Origin of the sequence: Streptomyces sp. NBC_01410 (assembly GCF_045040195.1) — a bacterium.
Lineage (GTDB): Bacteria > Actinomycetota > Actinomycetes > Streptomycetales > Streptomycetaceae > Streptomyces.
Genome location: NZ_CP109530.1, coordinates 2,335,020 through 2,357,689, shown reverse-complemented (window position 1 = coordinate 2,357,689; position 22,670 = coordinate 2,335,020). Strand labels below are relative to the sequence as shown.

General features: G+C 69.2%; 20 protein-coding genes. 13 read left to right on the top strand and 7 right to left on the bottom strand.

Going from position 1 to position 22,670, the window contains the following annotated elements:
• The first annotated feature begins 1 nt into the window (after nucleotide 1).
• The 8 genes from murG to OG741_RS10850 all read left to right on the top strand — a co-directional run bounded on the left by murG (nucleotide 2) and on the right by OG741_RS10850 (nucleotide 7,061).
• On the top strand, nucleotides 2–1,096 hold the full coding sequence (gene murG / locus OG741_RS10885; RefSeq protein ID WP_405596607.1) for an undecaprenyldiphospho-muramoylpentapeptide beta-N-acetylglucosaminyltransferase: 1,095 nt from the start codon (nucleotides 2–4) through the stop codon (nucleotides 1,094–1,096).
• A 15-nt stretch (nucleotides 1,097–1,111) separates the two neighbouring features.
• Entirely contained in the window at nucleotides 1,112–1,909 is a 798-nt protein-coding gene (locus OG741_RS10880) for a cell division protein FtsQ/DivIB (protein WP_405596606.1), read from the top strand.
• Between the two features lie 275 nt (nucleotides 1,910–2,184).
• The gene (gene ftsZ / locus OG741_RS10875; protein ID WP_266477380.1) at nucleotides 2,185–3,387 is read left to right on the top strand and encodes a cell division protein FtsZ; all 1,203 of its coding nucleotides are present in this window, start codon (nucleotides 2,185–2,187) and stop codon (nucleotides 3,385–3,387) included.
• On the top strand, nucleotides 3,384–4,121 hold the full coding sequence (gene pgeF / locus OG741_RS10870; protein WP_405596605.1) for a peptidoglycan editing factor PgeF: 738 nt from the start codon (nucleotides 3,384–3,386) through the stop codon (nucleotides 4,119–4,121). The genes ftsZ and pgeF overlap by 4 nt, the downstream gene beginning before the upstream one ends.
• Nucleotides 4,118–4,837: a YggS family pyridoxal phosphate-dependent enzyme gene (locus OG741_RS10865; protein WP_324971592.1), complete on the top strand. Its 720-nt coding sequence runs from the start codon at nucleotides 4,118–4,120 to the stop codon at nucleotides 4,835–4,837. Before pgeF ends, OG741_RS10865 begins: the two co-directional genes overlap by 4 nt.
• Before the next feature lie 125 nt (nucleotides 4,838–4,962).
• On the top strand, nucleotides 4,963–5,568 hold the full coding sequence (locus tag OG741_RS10860; RefSeq protein WP_266477384.1) for a cell division protein SepF: 606 nt from the start codon (nucleotides 4,963–4,965) through the stop codon (nucleotides 5,566–5,568).
• A gap of 71 nt (nucleotides 5,569–5,639) precedes the next feature.
• On the top strand, nucleotides 5,640–5,930 hold the full coding sequence (locus OG741_RS10855) for a YggT family protein (protein ID WP_266477386.1): 291 nt from the start codon (nucleotides 5,640–5,642) through the stop codon (nucleotides 5,928–5,930).
• Between the two features lie 54 nt (nucleotides 5,931–5,984).
• Nucleotides 5,985–7,061: a DivIVA domain-containing protein gene (locus OG741_RS10850; protein WP_266477388.1), complete on the top strand. Its 1,077-nt coding sequence runs from the start codon at nucleotides 5,985–5,987 to the stop codon at nucleotides 7,059–7,061.
• 360 nt (nucleotides 7,062–7,421) lie between these two features.
• Here the strand turns inward: OG741_RS10850 and ileS are convergent, their stop codons facing one another.
• Nucleotides 7,422–10,559 carry an isoleucine--tRNA ligase gene (ileS, locus tag OG741_RS10845; protein ID WP_405596602.1) on the bottom strand — a complete coding sequence of 1,046 codons (3,138 nt, stop codon included), beginning with the start codon at nucleotides 10,557–10,559 and terminating at the stop codon, nucleotides 7,422–7,424.
• A gap of 572 nt (nucleotides 10,560–11,131) precedes the next feature.
• Between ileS and OG741_RS10840 the strand changes: the two genes are divergently transcribed.
• From OG741_RS10840 to OG741_RS10825, 4 genes are all read left to right on the top strand, one after another.
• Nucleotides 11,132–12,304: a TraR/DksA family transcriptional regulator gene (locus tag OG741_RS10840; protein ID WP_405596600.1), complete on the top strand. Its 1,173-nt coding sequence runs from the start codon at nucleotides 11,132–11,134 to the stop codon at nucleotides 12,302–12,304.
• Between the two features lie 196 nt (nucleotides 12,305–12,500).
• Nucleotides 12,501–13,061, top strand: coding sequence for a signal peptidase II (gene lspA, locus OG741_RS10835; protein WP_266477393.1), 561 nt, complete (start codon nucleotides 12,501–12,503; stop codon nucleotides 13,059–13,061).
• A gap of 17 nt (nucleotides 13,062–13,078) precedes the next feature.
• The gene (locus OG741_RS10830; protein WP_405596598.1) at nucleotides 13,079–14,020 is read left to right on the top strand and encodes an RluA family pseudouridine synthase; all 942 of its coding nucleotides are present in this window, start codon (nucleotides 13,079–13,081) and stop codon (nucleotides 14,018–14,020) included.
• On the top strand, nucleotides 14,017–14,490 hold the full coding sequence (locus OG741_RS10825; protein WP_405596596.1) for a GNAT family N-acetyltransferase: 474 nt from the start codon (nucleotides 14,017–14,019) through the stop codon (nucleotides 14,488–14,490). The genes OG741_RS10830 and OG741_RS10825 overlap by 4 nt, the downstream gene beginning before the upstream one ends.
• Before the next feature lie 126 nt (nucleotides 14,491–14,616).
• Here OG741_RS10825 and OG741_RS10820 read toward each other — a convergent pair whose 3' ends face one another.
• Nucleotides 14,617–15,753 carry a mechanosensitive ion channel family protein gene (locus OG741_RS10820; protein WP_405596594.1) on the bottom strand — a complete coding sequence of 379 codons (1,137 nt, stop codon included), beginning with the start codon at nucleotides 15,751–15,753 and terminating at the stop codon, nucleotides 14,617–14,619.
• 36 nt (nucleotides 15,754–15,789) lie between these two features.
• Here OG741_RS10820 and OG741_RS10815 point away from each other — a divergent pair, with 36 nt between their 5' ends.
• Nucleotides 15,790–16,368: a dienelactone hydrolase family protein gene (locus OG741_RS10815; RefSeq protein ID WP_405596593.1), complete on the top strand. Its 579-nt coding sequence runs from the start codon at nucleotides 15,790–15,792 to the stop codon at nucleotides 16,366–16,368.
• Nucleotides 16,369–16,421: 53 nt separating this feature from the next.
• Here the strand turns inward: OG741_RS10815 and OG741_RS10810 are convergent, their stop codons facing one another.
• The 5 genes from OG741_RS10810 to OG741_RS10790 form a co-directional block, all read right to left on the bottom strand.
• A complete protein-coding gene (locus tag OG741_RS10810) occupies nucleotides 16,422–17,345 on the bottom strand; it encodes a zinc metalloprotease (protein ID WP_405596591.1) in 924 nt (307 codons plus the stop codon).
• Between the two features lie 345 nt (nucleotides 17,346–17,690).
• Nucleotides 17,691–19,343 (bottom strand): alkaline phosphatase D family protein, encoded by a 1,653-nt coding sequence (locus tag OG741_RS10805; protein ID WP_405596590.1) that lies wholly within the window; start codon nucleotides 19,341–19,343, stop codon nucleotides 17,691–17,693.
• A 303-nt stretch (nucleotides 19,344–19,646) separates the two neighbouring features.
• Nucleotides 19,647–20,462 carry a DsbA family protein gene (locus OG741_RS10800; RefSeq protein ID WP_405596588.1) on the bottom strand — a complete coding sequence of 272 codons (816 nt, stop codon included), beginning with the start codon at nucleotides 20,460–20,462 and terminating at the stop codon, nucleotides 19,647–19,649.
• A 62-nt stretch (nucleotides 20,463–20,524) separates the two neighbouring features.
• Nucleotides 20,525–21,214, bottom strand: coding sequence for a hypothetical protein (locus OG741_RS10795; protein WP_405596587.1), 690 nt, complete (start codon nucleotides 21,212–21,214; stop codon nucleotides 20,525–20,527).
• Between the two features lie 81 nt (nucleotides 21,215–21,295).
• On the bottom strand, nucleotides 21,296–22,630 hold the full coding sequence (locus OG741_RS10790; protein WP_405596585.1) for a DUF2252 domain-containing protein: 1,335 nt from the start codon (nucleotides 22,628–22,630) through the stop codon (nucleotides 21,296–21,298).
• Between the last annotated feature and the right edge of the window lie 40 nt (nucleotides 22,631–22,670).

Sequence of the window (22,670 nt, the reverse complement as noted above, 5' to 3'; positions counted from 1 at the left end):
GGTGCATGTCGTACTCGCCGGTGGGGGGACCGCCGGCCACATCGAGCCCGCGCTCGCCCTCGCGGACGCCCTGCGCAGGCAGGACCCGACCGTGGGTATCACGGCCCTGGGCACGGAGAAGGGGCTCGAGACCAGGCTCGTGCCCGAGCGGGGCTACGAGCTGGCGCTCATCCCCGCCGTTCCGCTGCCGCGCAAGCCCACCCCTGAGCTGATCACCGTCCCCGGGCGGCTTCGCGGCACGATCAAGGCCGCCGAGCAGATCCTGGAGCGTACGAAGGCGGACTGCGTCGTCGGCTTCGGCGGCTATGTCGCGCTGCCCGGCTATCTGGCGGCCAAGCGCCTCGGCGTGCCGATCGTGGTCCACGAGGCCAACGCCCGGCCCGGCCTGGCCAACAAGATCGGCTCGCGGTACGCCGCGGGTGTGGCCGTCGCCACGCCCGACAGCAAGCTGCGCAACTCCCGCTACATCGGCATCCCGCTGCGCCACACCATCGCCACCCTGGACCGCGCCCGGGTCCGCCCCGAGGCACGCGCTGCCTTCGGCCTCGATCCCAACCTGCCGACGCTGCTGGTCTCCGGCGGCTCGCAGGGCGCCCGCCGCCTCAACGAGGTCATCCAGCAGATCGCTCCGGTGCTCCAGCGCTCGGGCATCCAGATCCTGCACGCGTTCGGCCCGAAGAACGAACTGCCGCGCGTGGACAACATGCCCGGAATGCCGCCGTACATCCCGGTACCGTACGTGGACCGGATGGATCTCGCGTACGCCGCGGCCGACATGATGCTCTGCCGCGCGGGCGCGATGACCGTCGCCGAACTCTCCGCCGTCGGGCTGCCCGCCGCGTACGTACCGCTGCCGATCGGCAACGGCGAACAGCGGCTGAATGCCCAGCCGGTGGTCAAGGCCGGCGGCGGACTGCTCGTCGACGACGCGGAACTCACCCCCGCGTGGGTCCAGGGCAATGTCCTTCCGGTGCTCGCCGATCCGCACCGGTTGTACGAGATGTCCCGTGCCGCCGCCGAGTTCGGCCGCAGGGATGCCGACGACCTGCTCGTCGGCATGGTGTACGAGGCGATCGCTGCACGCCGCAAGGCGTAAGAAGGGCAGGGGAGCGTGGCCGGTCCGACCACCGCCGAACGCGGTGCGCGGGGGCCTTCGGAGGGGTCGGTCCGCCCGCCCCGCCAGGGCTCCCCGCTGCGCCGGTTCCGCTTCCCCGGCCGTCGCTCCCTGCTGATCGCCGTGGCCGCGGTAGTTCTCGTCGCCGCCGGAATCTGGGTGCTCTACGGCTCCCAGTGGCTCCGACTGGAGAAGGTGAAGACCTCCGGAACCGAGGTTCTGACACCGGACGAGGTCACGGCGGCGGCGGCCGTCCCGATCGGTTCGCCGCTGATTTCCGTCGATACGGACGCCATTGAGGCCCGGCTTCGGCATAAGCTGCCCCGTATCGACTCGGTGGATGTCGTACGGTCGTGGCCGGACGGGATCGATCTCAAAGTGACCGAGCGAAAGCCGGTCCTGCTTATGGAGAAGGGCGCACGGTTCATCGAAGTGGACGCGGAAGGCGTCCGGTTCGCCACGGTGGACAAGGCTCCCAAGGCCCTTCCGCTGCTCGAATTGACCGCGGGCCAGTCCCCGAGTCTGCTCCGTTTCGGACCTGATCGACTCGTTGTCGAGGCGGTTCGTGTGTGGGGCGAACTTCCCGGAAAAGTCGCCACGGACACAAGAGTTGTGACAGTCCGCTCATACGACTACATCACCCTGAAGTTGAGCCGGGACCGTACGGTGGTCTGGGGCAGCGCGGAGGAGGGCGAGGCGAAGGCGCGCGCTCTCGCGGCGCTGATGAAAGCCGCGCCCAAGGCGCGGCACTTCGACGTGAGCGCGCCAACCGCCCCTGCCGCATCGGGTAGTTGACGCGCATCTGCGCTGGCCAGCACCCTGGTTGGTCATCGCTATGGGTGATCACATAGGGTGAAAAGAAAAACGGGAGGTTCGGCGTGTTCGTTGAACGTGCGCCACTTGTCGACTTAGTGTCCTGTTCGGAGAGTCCAAGAAGCAGACACACTGGTAACCCTAAACTTCAGCGTTAGGGTTTGGGTCGGCGTTCCGGACCGTCCCATCGGCATCCGTCGGCGCCGCGCGACAACCGCGCAGCGACGACACGTAACTCGAGGCGAGAGGCCTTCGACGTGGCAGCACCGCAGAACTACCTCGCAGTCATCAAGGTCATCGGTGTCGGCGGCGGTGGTGTCAATGCCATCAACCGAATGATCGAGGTCGGTCTCAAGGGCGTCGAGTTCATCGCCATCAACACTGACGCGCAAGCCCTGTTGATGAGCGACGCCGACGTCAAGCTCGACGTCGGTCGTGAACTCACCCGCGGCCTGGGGGCCGGAGCCAATCCCGCAGTCGGTCGCAAGGCGGCAGAGGACCACCGTGAGGAGATCGAGGAGGTCCTCAAGGGGGCCGACATGGTCTTCGTCACCGCAGGCGAAGGCGGCGGTACCGGCACCGGTGGCGCACCCGTCGTCGCCAATATCGCGCGTACGCTCGGCGCCCTGACGATCGGCGTGGTCACCCGCCCGTTCACCTTCGAGGGCCGCCGCCGCGCGAACCAGGCGGAGGACGGCATCGCCGAGCTCCGCGAGGAGGTCGACACCCTCATCGTGATCCCGAACGACCGGCTGCTGTCCATCTCGGACCGCCAGGTGAGCGTTCTGGACGCGTTCAAGTCCGCGGACCAGGTGCTGCTGTCGGGTGTCCAGGGCATCACCGACCTCATCACCACGCCCGGTCTGATCAACCTCGACTTCGCCGACGTCAAGTCCGTGATGTCCGAGGCGGGCTCGGCACTCATGGGCATCGGATCGGCCCGCGGCGACGACCGCGCGGTGGCCGCCGCCGAGATGGCGATCTCCTCGCCGCTGCTCGAGGCTTCCATCGACGGCGCCCGCGGGGTGCTGCTCTCCATCTCCGGTGGCTCGGACCTCGGGCTCTTCGAGATCAACGAGGCGGCCCAGCTGGTCAGCGAGGCCGCCCACCCCGAGGCCAACATCATCTTCGGCGCGGTCATCGACGACGCGCTGGGCGACGAGGTACGAGTCACGGTCATCGCGGCCGGCTTCGACGGCGGACAGCCGCCGACCCGCCGCGAAAACGTCCTCGGGTCCGCCGCGAACAAGCGCGACGAGCCGCCGGCCACCCCGTCGCGCGGCACGGAGACGTCACGCGCGTCCGGTCTCGGCACCCTGCCGGCCCGCGAGGAGCCGGTTCCGGCCGAGCCCGCTCCGGTCGCCGGCGATCTGAACTCCGGGCCCGCGCAGGTCCCGCCGGCCCGTCCGTACCAGGACAGCCAGGCCGAAGAGCTGGACGTACCGGACTTCTTGAAGTGATAGACCAGCACGTCATCGTGAGCGGCGCGCACTTCGCCTTCACCGACAGGTGGGGCGGGGTGAGCGCCGTTCCGTACGAGGAGCTCAACCTCGGCGGAGCGGTGGGCGACGACCCCGCGGCGGTTCTCGCCAACCGGGCGATCGCCGCGAAGGAACTGGGGCTCGACCCCGACCTGGTCGTCTGGATGAACCAGGTTCACGGCAAGGACGTCGCCGAGGTCGACGGGCCGTGGGGCGAGGCTCCCGTTCCCTCGGTGGACGCCGTGGTCACCGTGCGGCGCGGGCTCGCCCTCGCCGTACTGACCGCGGACTGCACTCCCGTACTGCTCGCCGACCCGGTCGCAGGTGTTGTGGCCGCCGCGCACGCGGGACGCCCCGGGATGATCGCGGGAGTCGTACCCGCGGCCGTCGACGCGATGACGTCGCTCGGCGCGGACCCGGAACGGATCATCGCCCGCACCGGACCGGCCGTCTGCGGTCGCTGCTACGAAGTTCCCGAGCAGATGCGGGCGGATGTGGCCGCGGTCGAACCGGCCGCCTGGTCCGAGACCAGCTGGGGCACCCCGGCCGTCGACGTCACTGCCGCGGTCCACGCCCAGCTCGACGCGCTCGGCGTCAGGGACCGGCAGCGGTCGGCGGTGTGCACACTGGAATCGGGCGACCACTTCTCGTACCGCCGCGACCGCACCACCGGGCGGCTCGCCGGATACGTCTGGCTGGACGGACAGGAATGACGGACCGAAAGACCGAACTCGCGGGCACTCTCGCGGCCGTGGAGGAACGTATCGCCTCGGCCTGCGCGGCCGCCGGCCGCAAGCGGGAGGAGGTGACCCTCATCGTGGTAACCAAGACCTACCCGGCGAGCGATGTGCGGCTGCTCCATGAGCTGGGTGTGCGGCATGTGGCCGAGAACCGTGACCAGGACGCGGCGCCGAAGGCCGCCGCCTGCTCGGATCTTGACCTCAGCTGGCACTTCGTCGGGCAGTTGCAGACCAATAAGGTCCGTTCCGTGGCGAGTTATGCCGATGTCGTGCAGTCTGTCGACCGGCTCAGGCTCGTCACCTCACTGTCCGCCGCCGCGGTCCGCGCGGAGCGTGAGCTCGGGTGTCTGATCCAGGTCGCGCTCGATGCCGAGTCGGGCGAGCGCGGGGAGCGTGGAGGCGTGGCGCCGGGCGGCATCGAGGAGTTGGCGGCTGCCGTGGACGGCGCACCAGGACTGCGGCTGGACGGACTGATGACCGTCGCGCCGCTCACCGGCCCGTACGCGGGACGGCAACAGGCGGCGTTCGAGCGGCTGATGGAATTCTCATCCAGCCTGCGCGCCGGGCATCCGGCTGCGAACATGGTGTCAGCAGGGATGAGTACGGACCTCGAACAAGCAGTGGCGGCCGGAGCGACACATGTGCGCGTCGGCACTGCGGTACTCGGAGTCCGACCCCGGCTCGGGTAACGTCGCGAAGCAAGTCGGACCACAGCAGAAAATATGGTCATTCCCGTCACAATGCGGGCAGACCGAGTGGATCGCTGGCACTTGGTGACGAATGCCGATCCACCACAGAGCGGAGGACTCAGAGAATGGCCGGCGCGATGCGCAAGATGGCGGTCTACCTCGGCCTCGTGGAGGACGATGGGTACGACGGCCGGGGTTTCGATCCCGATGACGACTTCGAACCCGAGCCGGAGCCCGAGCGGGACCACCGGCGCCACCAGCCCCCGCACCAGGTCGAGAGGGATGAACCGGTGCGGGTGGTCCAGCCGCCCGCGCAGCGCGATCCGGTTCCGCTTCCCGCTGAAAGTGGACGTCCGGCGCGAATTGCCCCCGTGGCATCCATCACACCTGAACGACCGAGCCTGGAGAAGAACGCACCGGTGATCATGCCCAAGGTCGTGTCCGAGCGGGAGCCCTACCGCATCACCACACTGCACCCGCGGACCTACAACGAGGCCCGTACCATCGGGGAACACTTCCGCGAGGGCACCCCGGTGATCATGAACCTCACGGAGATGGACGACACCGACGCAAAGCGACTTGTCGACTTTGCCGCGGGACTCGTCTTCGGTCTGCATGGCAGCATTGAGCGGGTTACGCAGAAGGTGTTCCTGTTGTCTCCTGCTAACGTCGATGTCACGGCGGAGGACAAGGCCCGCATTGCTGAGGGCGGGTTCTTCAACCAGAGCTAGGAACCGACACCGGGAACGACCCGGCCGCGAGGCCGGTAGACACGAGAGCCAGGGGAGAGGGAAGCACGGAGATGAGCGTCGCACTGGATGTGGTCTACATCGCGCTGGTGTGCTTTCTCGTCGTGCTGATCTTCCGGCTGGTCATGGACTACGTCTTCCAGTTCGCGCGCTCATGGGCACCCGGGAAGGCGATGGTGGTCGTTTTGGAGGCCACCTACACTGTCACCGATCCACCGCTCAAGCTTCTGCGGCGGTTCATTCCGCCGCTGCGTCTCGGGGGCGTGGCACTCGACCTGTCCTTCTTCGTTCTGATGATCATCGTCTACATTCTGATCTCCGTCGTGAACGGCGTGGGGAACTGATGTGAGCGATACGGTCTTGCCGACTGCCGACGACTACGTAGAGGTGAAGTAGAGATGCCGCTGACTCCCGAGGACGTGCGGAACAAGCAGTTCACGACTGTCCGCCTCCGAGAAGGCTACGACGAGGACGAGGTCGATGCCTTCCTCGACGAGGTCGAGTCCGAGCTGACCCGCCTGCTCCGCGAGAACGAGGACCTGCGCGCCAAGCTGGCCGCGGCGACTCGTGCGGCCGCGCAGAACCAGCAGCAGGGCATGCGCAAACCGCCGGAGCCGCAGGACGGCCGCGGTCCGGGCGCACCTGTGCCCGCCGCCATATCCGGACCGCCCATGCAGCAGCAGCCCCCGCAGATGGGTCCGCCCCAGCTGCCCGGTGGTGCTCCGCAGCTGCCCCCGGGCCCCGGTGGTCATGGTCCGCAGGGCCCGCACGGCCCCGGCCCGATGCAGGGCGGTCCCATGGGTGGCCCGATGGGCAACCCCATGGGCGGACACGCTCCGCAGATGCCGCAGCAGGGACCCGGCGGCGACAGTGCCGCACGCGTGCTCTCACTGGCCCAGCAGACCGCCGACCAGGCGATCGCCGAGGCCCGTTCCGAGGCCAACAAGATCGTCGGCGAGGCCCGTAGCCGCGCCGAGGGTCTTGAGCGCGACGCCCGCGCCAAGGCGGACGCGCTGGAGCGGGACGCCCAGGAGAAGCACCGCGTCGCGATGGGCTCCCTGGAGTCCGCGCGGGCCACGCTGGAGCGCAAGGTCGAGGACCTGCGAGGCTTCGAGCGCGAGTACCGCACGCGGCTGAAGTCCTACCTGGAGTCGCAGCTGCGTCAGCTGGAGACCCAGGCCGACGACTCGCTGGCCCCGCCGCGGGCGCCCGCGGCCGCTTCGCTGCCGCCGTCGCCCTCGATGGCTCCGGCCGGTGCGGGTGCGATGGGTCACACCATGGGCGGCAACCCGTCGATGGGCCAGTCCATGGGCGGCAACCAGTCCATGGGTGGTGGACCGTCGTACGGCGGCCAGCAGCAGATGTCCCCGGCGATGACTCAGCCGATGGCACCGGTGAGGCCGCAGGCGCCGCAGCCGATGCAGCAGGCGCCGTCGCCGATGCGTGGGTTTCTGATCGACGAGGACGACAACTGACGGCGGGTCGCGCGAATCGCGCGTAGCCGTCGGCAGGCTGAGGGCCGGGCCCGGGACTTCTGTCCCGGGCCCGGCCCTTTTGTGCGGGGGATGGGGGGCGGTGCGCCTGCGGCGGGCTTGTTCCCCACCCCGCCCCTTCCCGAACTGGGGCTCCGCCCCGGACCCCTTGCGGGGGCTCCGCCCCCGGACCCCCGCGCCTCAAACGCCGGCGAGGCTGAATTATTCAGCCCGTCCGGCGTTTGAGGACATGCGGCCGAAGGTCGCATACGGGGGTCTGGGGGCTTGCCCCCGGTTCGGGAAGGGGCGGGGTGGGGAAAGCAAAGAGGCCCGAGCCATTGCCCGGGCCCCTCGCCGGAACTGCTACGCCTTGCGGAGGCGGAACGTCAGGGACAAGCCCTCGTCCGTGAACGGGGTGCCGAACGTGTCGTCCGCCGGGGTCGTCGTGAACGTCGTCGCCAGGACCTCGTCCGCGATCAGCCCCGCATGCTCCGTCAGGGCCTCCGTCATGGACGGGTCCGTCGACGACCAGCTCACCGCGATACGGTCCGCGACGTCCAGGCCGCTGTTCTTGCGGGCCTCCTGGATGAGCCGGATCGCGTCACGCGCCAGGCCCGCGAGCCGCAGCTCCGGAGTGATCTCCAGGTCCAGCGCGACCGTCGCGCCCGAGTCGGACGCCACCGACCAGCCCTCGCGCGGGGTCTCCGTGATGATGACCTCCTCCGGGGAGAGAGTCACCTCCTCGCCGTTCACGGAGACGCTCGCGTTGCCCGAGCGCAGCGCCAGCGACAGGGCCGCCGCATCGGCCGCCGCCACCGCCTTGGCCACGTCCTGGACGCCCTTGCCGAACCGCTTGCCCAGTGCCCGGAAGTTCGCCTTGGCCGTCGTGTCGACCAGCGAGCCGCCGACCTTGGAGAGCGAGGCCAGGGAGGAGACGTTGAGCTCCTCGGTGATCTGGGCGTGGAGTTCGGGGGAGAGGGACTCGAAGCCCGCCGCGGCGACCAGCGCCCGCGAGAGCGGCTGGCGCGTCTTGACCCCGGACTCCGCGCGGGTGGCGCGGCCCAGCTCCACCAGGCGGCGTACGAGCGCCATTTGGGAGGACAGGGTGGGGTCGACGGCGTCCAGGTCGGCCGCAGGCCAGGTCGACAGATGGACCGACTCGGGGGCGTCCGGCGTCACCGGGACGACCAGGTCCTGCCAGACCCGCTCCGTGATGAAGGGGGTCAGCGGGGCCATCAGCCGCGTCACCGTCTCGACGACGTCGTGCAGCGTACGCAGCGCGGCCGGGTCGCCCTGCCAGAAGCGGCGGCGCGAGCGGCGCACGTACCAGTTGGACAAGTCGTCGACGAACGAGGACAGAAGCTTTCCGGCGCGCTGGGTGTCGTACGCCTCCAGGGCCGAAGTGACCTGGTCCACCAGCGCGTTGAGCTCGCTCAGCAGCCAGCGGTCAAGCACCGTGCGCTCGGCCGGGGACGGATCGGCCGCGGACGGCGCCCAGTTGGACGTGCGCGCGTACAGGGCCTGGAAGGCCACCGTGTTCCAGTACGTGAGGAGAGTCTTGCGCACGACCTCCTGGATCGTGCCGTGACCCACACGCCGCGCCGCCCACGGCGAGCCGCCGGCCGCCATGAACCAGCGCACCGCGTCCGCGCCGTGCTGCTCCATCAGCGGGATCGGCTGGAGCATGTTCCCCAGGTGCTTGGACATCTTGCGGCCGTCCTCGGCGAGGATGTGGCCGAGGCAGACCACGTTCTCGTACGACGACTTGTCGAAGACGAGCGTGCCGACGGCCATCAGCGTGTAGAACCATCCACGCGTCTGGTCGATGGCCTCCGAGATGAACTGCGCCGGGTAGCGCTTCTCGAAGAGCTCCTTGTTCTTGTACGGGTAGCCCCACTGCGCGAACGGCATCGAACCCGAGTCGTACCAGGCGTCGATGACCTCCGGGACGCGCGTCGCCGTCTTGCGGCAGGTCGGGCAGGCGAAGGTCACCTCGTCGATGAACGGCCGGTGCGGGTCCAGCGACGACTGGTCCGTGCCCGTCAGCTCGCCGAGCTCGGCCCGCGAGCCGACGCAGGTGAGGTGGTTGTCCTCGCAGCGCCAGATCGGCAGCGGCGTGCCCCAGTAGCGGTTGCGGGACAGGGCCCAGTCGATGTTGTTGTTCAGCCAGTCGCCGTACCGGCCCTGCTTGACCGAGTCCGGGATCCAGTTGGTGTTCTCGTTCTCCTCGAGGAGACGGTCCTTGATGGCAGTGGTGCGGATGTACCAGGACGGCTGCGCGTAGTAGAGCAGCGCGGTGTGGCAGCGCCAGCAGTGCGGGTAGCTGTGCTCGTACGGGACGTGCCTGAAGAGCAGGCCGCGGGACTCAAGATCGGGCACGAGCGTCTCGTCGGCCTTCTTGAAGAAGACGCCGCCGACCAGCGGCACGTCCTCCTCGAAGGTGCCGTCGGGGCGGACCGGGTTCACGACCGGCAGGCCGTACGCGCGGCAGACCTTGAGGTCGTCCTCACCGAAGGCGGGGGACTGGTGGACCAGACCCGTACCGTCCTCGGTCGTCACGTACTCGGCGTTGACGACGTAGTGGGCCGGGGCAGGGAACTCCACGAGCTCGAAGGGGCGCTGATACGTCCAGCGTTCCATCTCCGCGCCGGTGAAGGACTGGCCGGTGGCCTCCCAGCCTTCGCCGAGCGCCTTCTCCAGCAGCGGCTCGGCGACGACGAGCTTCTCCTCGCCGTTCGTCGCGACGACGTACGTGACACCGGGGTGCGCGGCGACGGCGGTGTTCGAGACGAGGGTCCAGGGGGTCGTCGTCCAGACCAGCAGCGCGGCCTCGCCCGCGAGCGGGCCGGAGGTCAGCGGGAACCGGACGAAGACGGACGGGTCCACGACCGTCTCGTAACCCTGCGCAAGCTCGTGGTCCGAGAGGCCGGTGCCGCACCGCGGGCACCAGGGGGCGACGCGGTGGTCCTGGACCAGCAGGCCCTTGTTGAAGATCTCCTTCAGCGACCACCAGACCGACTCGATGTACGAGGGGTCCATGGTGCGGTACGCGTCGTCGAGGTCGACCCAGTAGCCCATGCGGTCCGTCAGCTCGGCGAACGCGTCCGTGTGCCGGGTCACCGACTCACGGCACTTCGCGTTGAATTCCGCGATGCCGTACGCCTCGATGTCCTTCTTGCCGGAGAAGCCGAGCTCCTTCTCGACGGCGAGCTCGACGGGCAGGCCGTGGCAGTCCCAGCCGGCCTTGCGGGCGACGTGGTAGCCGCGCATCGTGCGGAAACGCGGGAAGACGTCCTTGAAGACGCGGGCCTCGATGTGGTGGGCGCCCGGCATGCCGTTGGCGGTGGGCGGGCCCTCGTAGAAGACCCACTCGGGGCGGCCCTCGGACTGCTCGAGGCTCTTCTGGAAGACCTTGGCCTCGCGCCAGAAGTCGAGCACCGCATGCTCGAGCGCGGGCAGATCGACCTGGGCGGGTACCTGACGGTACTGCGGTGGTGTCATCGACGAGCTCCTCCAACGGACAAAGTCTGTGCCGTCGGAGGGACGAGAGCCTGTGCTCCCGCGGTACCACCCTCCTTGGCCCGCCGGCGGTGGCCGGTGAGCCCCCTCATTGGGGTCGCGATGCCGGGTCTAGTCGCCCCCCGATTGGTCCGAGGGCTTTCTTCCGGCGGCTCAGGGGTGATGCTTCACCTCGCGCTCGCCCCCGGGCTCTCACCGTCCCCGGGTCGCTCATGGCTGCTTACGACGCTACTCGTCCCCATCCACGCCTTTCGCTTCGCCCAGTGTACGGGCCCCTGCGCGCGGCGGCCGACCGGTTTTCACCGGGCTGTCCGCCGGGCCGTTCGCGAGCTGCGCGGTTGACCCGAATGGCCACACGCGGACCCTCGGAGTCCGGCTGCCTTTTCGCGGCGGTTACGGGGCGGGGAGCTGGGCACAACGGATGCAGGTTCGCCTTGTCACAGGCCGGGGTGGGCCGCAGCGGCGGCGTGGCCCGTTTGCCGCGGGGCCTGGGTCGATTTATCGTCCCAGCACGATTCGCGAGCAAGATCACAATATGTGAAGGGGCCGCGGCCATGGTGGCGAAGAAGATCGCCGAGAAGACGGCGTCCGCACGATCCACCGCCGCTGGAGCGGCGGCCAGGGATACGAGCGGGAAGAAGAGCACCGTGGCGAAGAAGGCCGCGGCAGGCAGTGGGAAGCAGGCGGCAAGGGCGACGACGGCGAAGGCGGCGAAGAAGGCATCGGCTGCCACGGCGACGGCGGCGAAGAAGGCATCGGCTGCCACGGCGACGGTGAAGAAGGTGTCGGTGGTCGTCGAGCCGGCACCCGCCAGGAAGGTGGCTGCGGCCAAGGCCACCACGAAGAAGGCCACGGCGACGAAGAAGGCGACCCCGACGAAGACGACGGCCGCCAAGAAGTCCACGGCGAAAGCCACCTCCAAGAAGGCCACGACCAAGAGGGCCACGGCGAAGAAGGCCGCGGCCGAGAAGACGACGGCGAAGACGGCCGTCAAGACGACTGCCAGGGCGAGCGCCAAAAAGGCGCCCGCGAAGAAGACGAGCGCGAAGAAGGCGACGGCCGTGGACGAGACGACGACCGCAGCAACGGCCGGGACGCCGACGGCGAAGAGGGCGCCTGCGAAGAAGGCGACGGCCAAGAAGGCCGTGGCCAAAAAGGCCGTGAAGAAGACCGCGAAGAAGGCCGCGCCCGCGGCCAAGGGGGCGGCCAAGGCCGCGAAGCAGACAGGAGCCAGGACGGTGGGAGCGAAGAAGACCGCGGGTGGGGCATCGGCCGCGGGCAAGAGCGCGACAGCGCTGCCCACGGCCCGTACAGCGGCCGCGACACCGCCGGGAGAGCTCGCGGTACGACCCGGCGAGGATCCGTGGACCCCCGAGGAGGTCGCCGAGGCGCGGGCCGAGCTGGCGGGCGAGGCGATCCGGCTGCGCAACGAGATCAGCTCCTCGGAGGAGGCGCTGGTCGGGATGATGCGGGACTCCGGGGACGGCGCGGGTGACGACGACGCCGACACCGGGACGAAGAACATCACGCGCGAGCACGAGCTGGCGCTCGCCGCGAACGCGCGCGAGATGCTGGAACAGACCGAGCGCGCGCTGCTGCGCCTGGATGCGGGGACGTACGGCCTCTGCGAGATCTGCGGGAAGCCCATCGGCAAGGCGCGGATGCAGGCGTTCCCGCGCGCGACGCTCTGCGTCGAGGACAAGCAGAAGCAGGAACGACGCGGCTAGCAGGAACGATGCGGCTGGGGCGTGTCCCAGGTCCCTGACCGGTGGATCGGGCCCGATCAGCGAGCGGGGTCCGGCACGCGTGCGCCGGGGCACGCGAGCCGGGCAAGGTCCGCCGGACAGGGCCTGGGGCCCTCTGACTCCGTACGTGTGTGCCGTACCCTCGTGCTCAGTCAGGCACCTAGGTTGAGGGACTCACGTGGCAGAGGCGGAGCGCATCATCGGTACGCCAGATGTGGACGGCGAGGCTTCGGCGCCCGCCGAGCAGCCCAAGGGCAGGCGCAAGATCGCCGTGCTCTTCGGTGTGGCGGTCGTGGCCTACCTGATCGACCTCGTCAGCAAGATGATCGTGGTGGCCAAGCTGGAGCACCACGAGCCGATCGAGGTCATCGGCGATCTGCTGAAGTTCGAGGCCGTACGCAACCCCGGCGCCGCCTTCGGTATGGGCGAGGCCTTCACCGTGATCTTCACCTGCATCGCGGCGACGGTGATCGTCGTGATCGCCCGGCTGGCGCGCAAGCTCTACAGCCTGCCGTGGGCGATCGCGCTCGGACTGCTGCTCGGGGGTGCCCTCGGCAATCTCACCGACCGGATCTTCCGTTCGCCCGGCGTCTTCGAGGGCGCGGTCGTCGACTTCATCGCGCCCGCGCATTTCGCCGTCTTCAATCTCGCCGACTCCGCGATCGTCTGCGGCGGATTCCTCATCGTGATCCTGTCCTTCAGGGGCCTGGACCCCGACGGGACCGTCCACAAGGACTGACAAGGCATACTCGACGGGTGAGTACAGTTCCCGAGATCCGCACCCTGCCCGTACCCGATGGCCTTGAGGGCGAGCGCGTCGACGCCGCCATCTCCCGGATGTTCGGGTTCTCCCGTACGAAAGCGGCCGACCTGGCAGCCGCCGGAAAGGTGCAGGTCGACGGCTCGGTGGTAGGAAAGTCCGAGCGGGTGCACGGCGGGGCGTGGCTCGAGGTCGAGATGCCGCAGGCGCCCGCGCCGGTGCAGATCGTCGCCGAGCCGGTCGAGGGCATGGAGATCGTGCACGACGACGACGACATCGTCGTGATCGTGAAGCCCGTCGGCGTGGCCGCACACCCGAGCCCCGGCTGGACCGGGACCACGGTCATCGGCGGTCTCGCGGCCGCGGGCTACCGGATCTCGACGTCGGGCGCGGCCGAGCGGCAGGGGATCGTGCACCGCCTCGACGTCGGTACGTCCGGGCTGATGGTCGTCGCCAAGTCGGAGCGGGCGTACACCCTGCTGAAGGCACAGTTCCGCGACCGCGTCGTGGACAAGCGGTACCACGCTCTGGTCCAGGGCCACCCGGACCCGCTGAGCGGGACGATCGACGCACCCATCGGCCGGCACCCCAACCACGACTACAAGTGGGCCGTCACGGCGGACGGCAAGGCCTCCGTCACGCACTACGACCTCATCGAGGCCTTCCGTGCCGCCTCGCTGCTGGACATCAAGCTGGAGACCGGTCGTACGCACCAGATCCGGGTGCACATGTCGGCGCACAAGCACCCCTGTGTGGGCGATCTGACCTACGGCGCGGACCCGACGCTCGGGAAGCGGCTGGGGCTGACCAGGCAGTGGCTGCACGCGGTACGCCTGGGCTTCGAGCACCCGTCGGACGGGCAGTGGGTCGAGTTCGAGAGCTCCTACCCGCAGGACCTGCAGTCGGCGCTGGACAAGATCACGGCGGAGAGTGAATGACGGGGTTCCAGGTGCGGGTGGCGGTCGGCCCGGCCGACCGTGAGGCCGCTTTCGCGGTCCGCAAGGACGTCTTCGTCGTCGAGCAGCGAGTGCCTGCGGAGATCGAGTACGACGCCTTCGACGCCGAGGACGCGGACACCGTGCATGTGCTGGCCGTCGGCGAGGACGGGGTGCCGCTCGGCACGGGACGTCTGCTGTACGGACCGGCCGCGGCGGACAAGACCGGCGGCGAGGCCTCGGTGGGTTCGCTGGGACGGCTCGCGGTGACCAAGGCGGCGCGCGGGCTGGGCGTCGGTGTGGCGCTGGTACGGGCGATCGAGGACGCGGCGCGGGAGCGGGGCCTGGCGGCGGTGGATCTGCACGCGCAGACGCATGCGCTGGGGTTCTACGAGCTGCTGGGGTACGTGGCGTACGGGGCGGAGTTCCTGGACGCGGGGATCGGGCACCGGGCGATGCGGCGCGGGCTGTAGCGGGAGCCTCTCCCGTGCCCCCCGGGCGCACGCTCCGTACTGATCACGGCCGTTACGCCGCGCGGGAGTCGGACAGCCCGCGTGGGACGGCGACAGCGCGCCGAACCCGCCGTTCCGAACCCGGTGTCAACCGCGGCCCCTGCGCGCCCGGTTGGCGCCGCCCTCCGGCGACTCGTCCGGCTCGTGCATTTCCTCGGGCGGGGGCGTCGCCGAAGTGGATGCGGTGTCACGCGCGGCGGGCGAGGTCGCGACGCGCGGGAGCGCGTACGGATGCTTCTCCCACAACCAGGCGATCATCCGCTCCCGTACCACGCACCGCGCCGTCCAGAGGTCGTCCGCGTCCTTCGCCGTGACCACCGCGCGCACCTGGATCGTGGTCGGTGTGGTGTCGGTCACAGCGAGGCTCGAGTCCCGGCCGTCCCATGCCGCACAATCGTCCAGGATCTCCTGGAGCTTCTCGCGCATCAGCCCCACCGGCGCAGAGTGGTCGAGATGGAAGAAGACCGTCCCTGTCATCTGGGCCCCGCCGCGCGACCAGTTCTCGAACGGCTTGCCCGTGAAGTACGACACCGGCATCGTTATCCGCCGCTCGTCCCAGGTCCGTACGGCGAGGAACGTGAGCGTGACCTCCTCGACCACACCCCACTCCCCGTCCACCACCACGGTGTCCCCGATCCGCACCATGTCGCCGAACGCGATCTGGAAGCCGGCGAAGAGATTGCCGAGCGTGGACTGCGCGGCGACACCGGCGACGATGCCGATGATGCCCGCGGAAGCCAGCATCGAGGCGCCGATCTTCTCCATGCCGGGGAAGGTCAGCAGCATTGAGGCGAACGCCACCACGGCGACGATCGCGGTGACGATCCGCATGATCAGCGTGACTTGCGTACGCACTCGCCGTACCCGGGCGGGATCGCGGGTGGAGGTCGCGTAACGGGCGTACGTGGACTCAACGACGGCGGAGACGATACGGGTCACCAGCCAGGCCCCGGCGCCGATCAGCACCAGCGACAGCACATGTCCGATGACCGCTTCGTGGTCCTCGATGAGCTGCCACCTGGTCTCCTTGAAGCTCCCTCTCAGTATCGCGGTGAGCAGCACGACTTGGAGCGGCAGCCCGCAACGGCGCAGCAGACCCCACAGCGGCGTCTCGGGGTGGCGGCGGTCCACCCGGCGCAGCAGCAGGTCGAAAGCCCAGCCGAGCAGCAGCGTGAGCACGAGCGAACCACCGAGGACGGTCAACGGGCGCAGTGCGTTCTCCATGACTCCGACGCTAACGGGAACTGGCAGGATGTCCGAATGAACATCATGCTCTTCCATTCGGTCTACGGTCTGCGCCCGGCCGTTCTCGCGGCGGCCGACCGGCTGCGCGAAGCCGGGCACCAGGTTCACGTGCCCGACCTCTACGACGGGCAAACCGTCGATTCCGTGGAGGAGGGCAGGGAGCTCAAGGACAAGATCGGCACGGACGAGTTGCTGCGCCGCGCGATCGAAGCCTCGGCGCCGTATTCGGACCGGGGTCTGGTGTACGCGGGCTTCTCGCTCGGCGGATCGATCGCGCAGAACCTCGCGATGGGCGACGAGAAGGCGCGCGGGCTGCTGCTTCTGCACGGCACGTCCGACATCGCCGAGGGCGCGAGCGTGGACGAGCTGCCCGTACAACTGCATGTCGCGGACCCCGACCCCTTCGAGACACACGACTGGCTGAGCGCCTGGTATCTGCAGATGCAGCGGGCGGGCGCCGATGTGGAGATTTATCGCTATCCGGGCGCCGGGCATCTGTACACCGACCCCGAACTGCCCGACTACGACGGGCCGTCGGCGGAGCAGACCTGGCGGGTGGCGCTGGGCTTCCTGGAATCGCTCCACGAGGACTGACGGATGCTGCCCGCCGCGGGTGCGGCGGGCAGCCAGGGCGTGCTTGAGAGGCCTCAGCCCGCCCGGTAGGCGGTCCAGCTGTCCTTCATCCGCTGTACCTGGCCCGCGGTGAACTGGTACATGCAGGAGTCGTACGTGTAGTCCATGAAGTTGTGGATCGGGTCGGCTCCCGTGTTGCGGCTGCAGGAGTCACGGCCGGTCGGGCACTGGTACGCGGCGCTCTTCTCGGACGGGGTGTCGGTGACGTAGTCGCCCTGGCCGTTGCAGCCGCCCTGGAAGGTGTGGTAGAGCCCCATCCAGTGGCCGACCTCGTGGGTCGCGGTGTCGCCCTCGTCGTAGTTGGTGGCGGAGCCACCGGGCAGTGAGGTGTCGAGGACGACGACGCCGTCCATGCCCGGGCTGGAGTTGTACGAGCTCGGGAAGGTCGCCCAGCCGAGCAGGCCGCCGCTGAGGTTGGCGGTGTAGATGTTGAGGGCGCCCGCGCCGCCCTTGCGCAGCGCGGTCTTCATCGCCTTCTCGTTGGTCGAGCCGGAGGCCAGGTTGTACCAGGAGGCGTTGTCCGTGTAGTCCGTGGCGGCCAGCGAGAACTGGAAGGTGGAGTCGGTGTTCCCGGCGCCCTGGCCGGCGTACGCCGCGTTGAGGACCGCCATCTGGTTGCTGACGTCGGTCGCACTGAGCTTGCCGGTCGTTCCGCTGTGGACGACGTGGAAGTAGACCGGGATGGTGGTCGCAGCGGCCGTCGTGAACGCTCTGCCGGTGGCGCGGGCCTTGTCGAGTCTCTTGCGCATGTCCGCGTCCATGGCCTTGGCCTGAGTGGCGGTCACTTCGTTGGGCTCGTCCGCGTGCTGGCTTCCGGGCTTGGCCGCACGGGCGTTGGCGGAAACGCTCGCAGTGTCGGCGCACTCCTGCGCGGGGGTCTTGGCGGCGGCGATCCCGGCGGGTGCGGAGAGTGGGGAGAGCACGAGAGTTCCGGCCATGACCGCGGTACCGATAAATCGGTTGCGCAGACGGGGAGATATTCGGGCAAGCGTGGGCACGTTGACTCCTAGCGGGGGGTGGGCGGAGGTGACTTCCTCGCCACTGCCGGGAGGTTATGTGCGCATGACAGATCTCGATGAGAATCGATCAAGCCCAATCAATCCATAGATCAATTGGGACATCGGGGCGAAATCTTTCAGCCAGGTCCAGACTTTGAGATGGACCGGTAACACGTGGGGTTACCAAGGCGGGTGGTGTGTCCGGATTCGGATGGCGAATTAACACCACCCGCCTGGTGGCGTGATCTGTGCGTAACAGGTCGCCGAGTGGCTGGAATTCGACGGTCAGCGCACCGGCTGGTCGACCCGCTCGACGTGCTGCGTACCGGACAGGGTCCGGTAGGAGCGGGCCCACTTGGTGGTCGCGCCCTGCTGGGTCTTGTCGGAGATGACGTAGTAGTCCATCTGGGAGCGCTCGGCGGTGACGTCGAGGACGCCGTAGCCGTGGTTGTCCATGTCGATCCACTTCACATGGCGGTTGGCCGCCTTGACCGCCGCGGAGGCGATCAGCGAGACCGTGCCGGGTGCGACATGGAGGATGTCGTCGAGGTTGTCGGAGGTCACCGACGTCACGACGAACTCGGTCGCGGCCGACTGCGACAGCGGATACGTCGCCGCCTTGACCGGGACGTCGTTCGCCCACGCCATGTGGATGTCGCCGGTGAGGAAGACTGTGTTCTTGATGCCGCGCTGGGTCAGGTGCGCGAGCAGCTCCTTGCGGTCGTCCGTGTAGCCGTCCCACTGGTCGACGTTGACGGCGAGGCCCTCCTTGGGCAGGCCCAGCAACTCCGCGATCGGCTCCAGGAGATAGGCCGGTACGGAGCCGAAGGCCACCGGCGAGATCATCACCGAGGTGCCGACCAGCTTCCAGGAGGCGTCGGAAGCGGCCAGGCCGGACTTCAGCCAGTCCAGCTGGGCGCGGCCGGTGATGGACCGGTCCGGGTCGTCCACGCCGCCGTTGCCGACCTTCGACTGCTGCGAGCGGAAGGAGCGCAGGTCCAGCAGATGCAGATCGGCGAGCTTGCCGAAGCGCAGGCGGCGGTAGACCGTGCCCTCGGTCGACGCGCGTACGGGCATCCACTCGAAGTACGCCTGGCGCGCGGCCGCGGCGCGTGCCGCCCAGTCGCCCTCGGTGCCCGCCGTGTGGTTCTCCGCGCCGCCCGACCAGGCGTCGTTGGCGAACTCGTGGTCGTCCCAGATCGCGATCACCGGGTGCGCGGCGTGCAGCGTCTGCAGGTCGGCGTCCGTCTTGTACGTGGCGTGCCGGGTGCGGTAGTCGGCGAGCGTGATGATCTCGTTCTTCGGCGAGTGCTGGCGTACGACGTACTTCGGCTCGGGGTAGCCGCCGGTCGCGTACTCGTAGATGTAGTCGCCGAGATGGAGGATCGCGTCGAGGTCGGTACGGGCGGCGAGATGACGGTACGCCGAGAAGTAGCCGGCCTCCCAGTTGGCGCAGGAGACCACACCGAAGCGGACGCCGGGGGTCGTGGCGTCGGTGGCTGGGGTGGTGCGGGTGCGGCCGACGGGGGAGACGCTGCCTCCGGCCGTGAAGCGGAAGTAATAGGCGGTGGCCTGGCGCAGGCCCCTTACGTCCACCTTGACCGTGTGGTCGGAGGCGGCCTTCGAGGTCGTGGCGCCACTGGCGACGATCTTTGTGAAGGCCTTCTCCTCCGCGACCTCCCAACTCACCGCGGTGTCGGGCCCCTTGCCGGAACCGGGCACGGCGTCGGGAGTGGGAGTGATACGCGTCCACAGCAGCACGCCGTCGGGCAGGGGGTCCCCGGAGGCGATGCCGTGCAGGAAGGCCGGGGCTTCGGCGGCGGCGGCCGAAGCGGCGGAGGTGGCGACCGCGATGGCGGGCGCGGCGACGACAGCGGTGGCGGCGGCGGCCTTGACGACCGTGCGGCGGCTGGGAGTTGAGGAGAGTCTACTGGTCACGGCCGATCAGACTACTGATCGGTAGCTCGAATGGAAGAGCGAATGCGAGGGGGAATGGGGAAAGTTCGCCGGGTGGTGGGGCAGGGGTAACGGGGGCGTTGCCTGGAGGGTTGCCGTAGTCGGGCGAAGCGGTGTTTTTCCCCCACCCCGCCCTCCCCCGGACTCCGTCCGGGGGGACCCCCAACCTCCCCGTTCCTCAAACGCCGGAGGGGCTGAAATGTGCGGCCCTGCCGCACATTTCAGCCCCTCCGGGAGAGGTGCGGGGCAAAGCCCGCCGCAGGCGCACCCGCCCCGCCGCTTCGTTCAGCCCTGCAGTGCCTTCGCGAGCGCCGCGTTGTACTGCTCCACCGTCATCGGCGGGTTGTCCGTTCCCTCCGCCGTGACCTTCTTGCCGTTCATCTTCAGCGCCGGCGTGCCCTCGACCCCGCTCTTGCCGAACGCGTCCGACATCCTCATGGCCCAGGCGTCGAAGGTGCCGTCCTCCACGTTCTTCTTGAACTCGGCATTGCTCTTGAGTGCCGGGATCGTGTCGGCCACCTCAAGGAGGTACGAGTCCTTGGCGAACTTGTCGTCGGTCTCCTTGGGGTGCCACTTCGCCGAGTAGAGCGCGGCCTTGTACTCGGTGAAGGCCTCCGGGCTGACGTTGAGCGCCGCGCCCAGCGCGCTCAGCGCGTTCTTGGAGCCTTCGCCCGAGTCGGCGTTGTCGATGAACGTCGCGCCGACGTACTTCAGCTTGTACTTGCCCGCGTCGACGTCCTTCTTCACCGTCGGGCCGACCGCCTGCTCGAAGCTCGCGCAGACCGGGCAGCGCGAGTCCTCGTACAGCTCCAGCGTCTTCTTCGCGGACGCCTTGCCGATGACGACAGTCGTGCCGTTCTCGCCCGAGGTGTTCTTCGGCGCGGTGATGTTCTTCTCGTCCTTCGCCGACTCCCAGTGGCCCGGCTTGTTGGCCTGCATGATCGCGTAGCCGGCACCGCCCGCGATCGCGAGGACCACGATCGCCGAGCCGATGACGATGAGCTGGCGGCGGGTCTTTTCCTTCTTGGCCTGGCGCTCTCGCTCCTGGCGCAGCCGCTCGCGGGCCGCCGCCTTGCTGGCCTGGCTGTTACGTGCACTCATGCTGATTCACTCCGTGTGAGGTCGTACCCGTAAGAGGGATACGGAAAGGGGGGACTGCGGGCTCAGGCGAAGACTGCGGCCGAGCGCGGAGGTCCCCGTCGTCCGACGGAGTGCACCAGCAGGCGGGTGCCGGAGCTGCCGGGGCGGCTGAGCGCAGGGCGCACCGCGCGGCGTACGGACCGGTGTGCCGTGACCACCACCGCGGCCGCCAGCATCAGCGGCCGGAACGCGAACGCGCCCACCGCCCGTACAAGCCCAGCCAGCGCGGACTCGCCGCGCCGCAGCCAGGCCGCGGCCAGCAGCCCGACCGACAGATGCGCGGCGAGCAGCAGCCAGGGCAGGGCCGGGTTGGCGGAGTGCAGCAGGGCCGCCGCCGTGCCGTGGTCGGGGCCGCCGACACCGGGCAGCGCCGTGCCGACACTGCCGCCGCACAGCACATCGAAGCCCACCGAGCGCAGCGACCCGGCGACCGGGCCCCCGCCGGGGCCGTAACAGACGTCCTGGCCGGTGGTGAAGACGGTGTCCGCGGCCAGTTCCAGCGGGACGAGCAGGCTCGCGATCCGCCAGTAGCCGCGCTCCCGGCCGGTGAGGGCGTACACGACGGCGAAGACGCCCGCCGAAAGACCGGCGACGGTGGTCAGCGGCAGCGGCACCCGGGAGAGCAGCACATGGGACGCCGCGGACAGCGTCACGACCAGTGCCGTGAAGACCGCCGCCCGCAGCGCCCTGAGCTGCATCCCTGATACGTCCATCACCGGGAGTGTCCCATGCGTCCCCGTAAGGGACTCTTAAAGGGATCCGGCCGAAAGGATCCGGCCGACCTGAGGGTGTCTCTACAGTCCCGGGATACGACCGTTACGGAACAGGTCCACGAAGATCTGGTGGTCCGCCCGCGCCTGCGCGCCGTAGCTGTGCGCGAACTCGACCAGCAGCTCCGCAAAGCCCTCCTCGTCCGCCGCGATCGCCGCGTCGATGGCCCGCTCCGTGGAGAACGGCACCAGCGAGTGGCCGCTCTCGTCGTCCGCCGCGCCGTGCATCGTCGCCGTCGCCCGGCCGAGGTCGGCGACGACGGCCGCGATCTCCTCGGGGTCGTCGATGTCGGACCAGTCCAGGTCCACCGCGTACGGGGACACCTCGGCCACCAGCTGCCCGGCGCCGTCCAGCTCGGTCCAGCCCAGCCACGGGTCGGCGTGGTCCTGGAGCGCGCGCTGCGAGATCACCGTGCGGTGGCCCTCGTGCTGGAAGTACTCCCGCGCGGTCGCGTCGGTGATGTGGCGGGAGACCGCCGGAGTCTGCGCCTGCTTCATATAGATCACGACGTCGTTCTCCAGGGCGTCGCTGTTGCCCTCCAGCAGGATGTTGTACGAGGGCAGGCCCGCGGATCCGATACCGATGCCGCGCCGGCCCACGACATCCTTGACGCGGTACGAGTCGGGCCGGGTCAGGCTGGACTCGGGCAGCGTCTCCAGATAGCCGTCGAAGGCCGCGAGCACCTTGTAGCGGGTGGCCGCGTCGAGCTCGATCGAGCCGCCGCCGGGCGCGAACCGGCGCTCGAAGTCACGGATCTCGGTCATCGAGTCGAGCAGTTCGAAGCGGGTCAGCGAGCGGGCGTCGCGCAGGGCGTCCAGCAGTGGGCCCTCGGCGGTGTCCAGCGTGAAGGGCGGCACCTCGTCGTTCTTGGCGCCGGTGGCCAGGGCGTGGATGCGCTCGCGGTACGCGGCGGCGTAGACCCGCACCAGCTCGGTGATCTGCTCGTCGCTGAGCGCCTTGGTGTAGCCGATCAGCGCCAGCGACGCGGCCAGCCGCTTGAGGTCCCAGGTGAAGGGGCCGATGTACGCCTCGTCGAAGTCGTTGACGTTGAAGATCAGCCGGCCGTTGGCGTCCATGTACGTGCCGAAGTTCTCGGCGTGCAGATCGCCGTGGATCCACACCCGGCCGGTGCGGTCGTCGAGGAACGGGCCGCCGTGCTGCTCCCGCTCCAGGTCGTTGTAGAAGAGGCAGGCGGTGCCCCGGTAGAACGCGAACGCCGACGCGGCCATCTTCCGGAACTTGACCCGGAATGCGGCGGGATCGGCCGCCAGCAGCTGTCCGAAGGCTGTCTCGAAGACGGCGAGAATCTGCTCGCCGCGCTCTTCGGCTGTGACCTCGGCGGATCGCGGTACCGACATCGCTTGGTGCCTCCTGGTGCATGACAAAAGGGACGGGGTT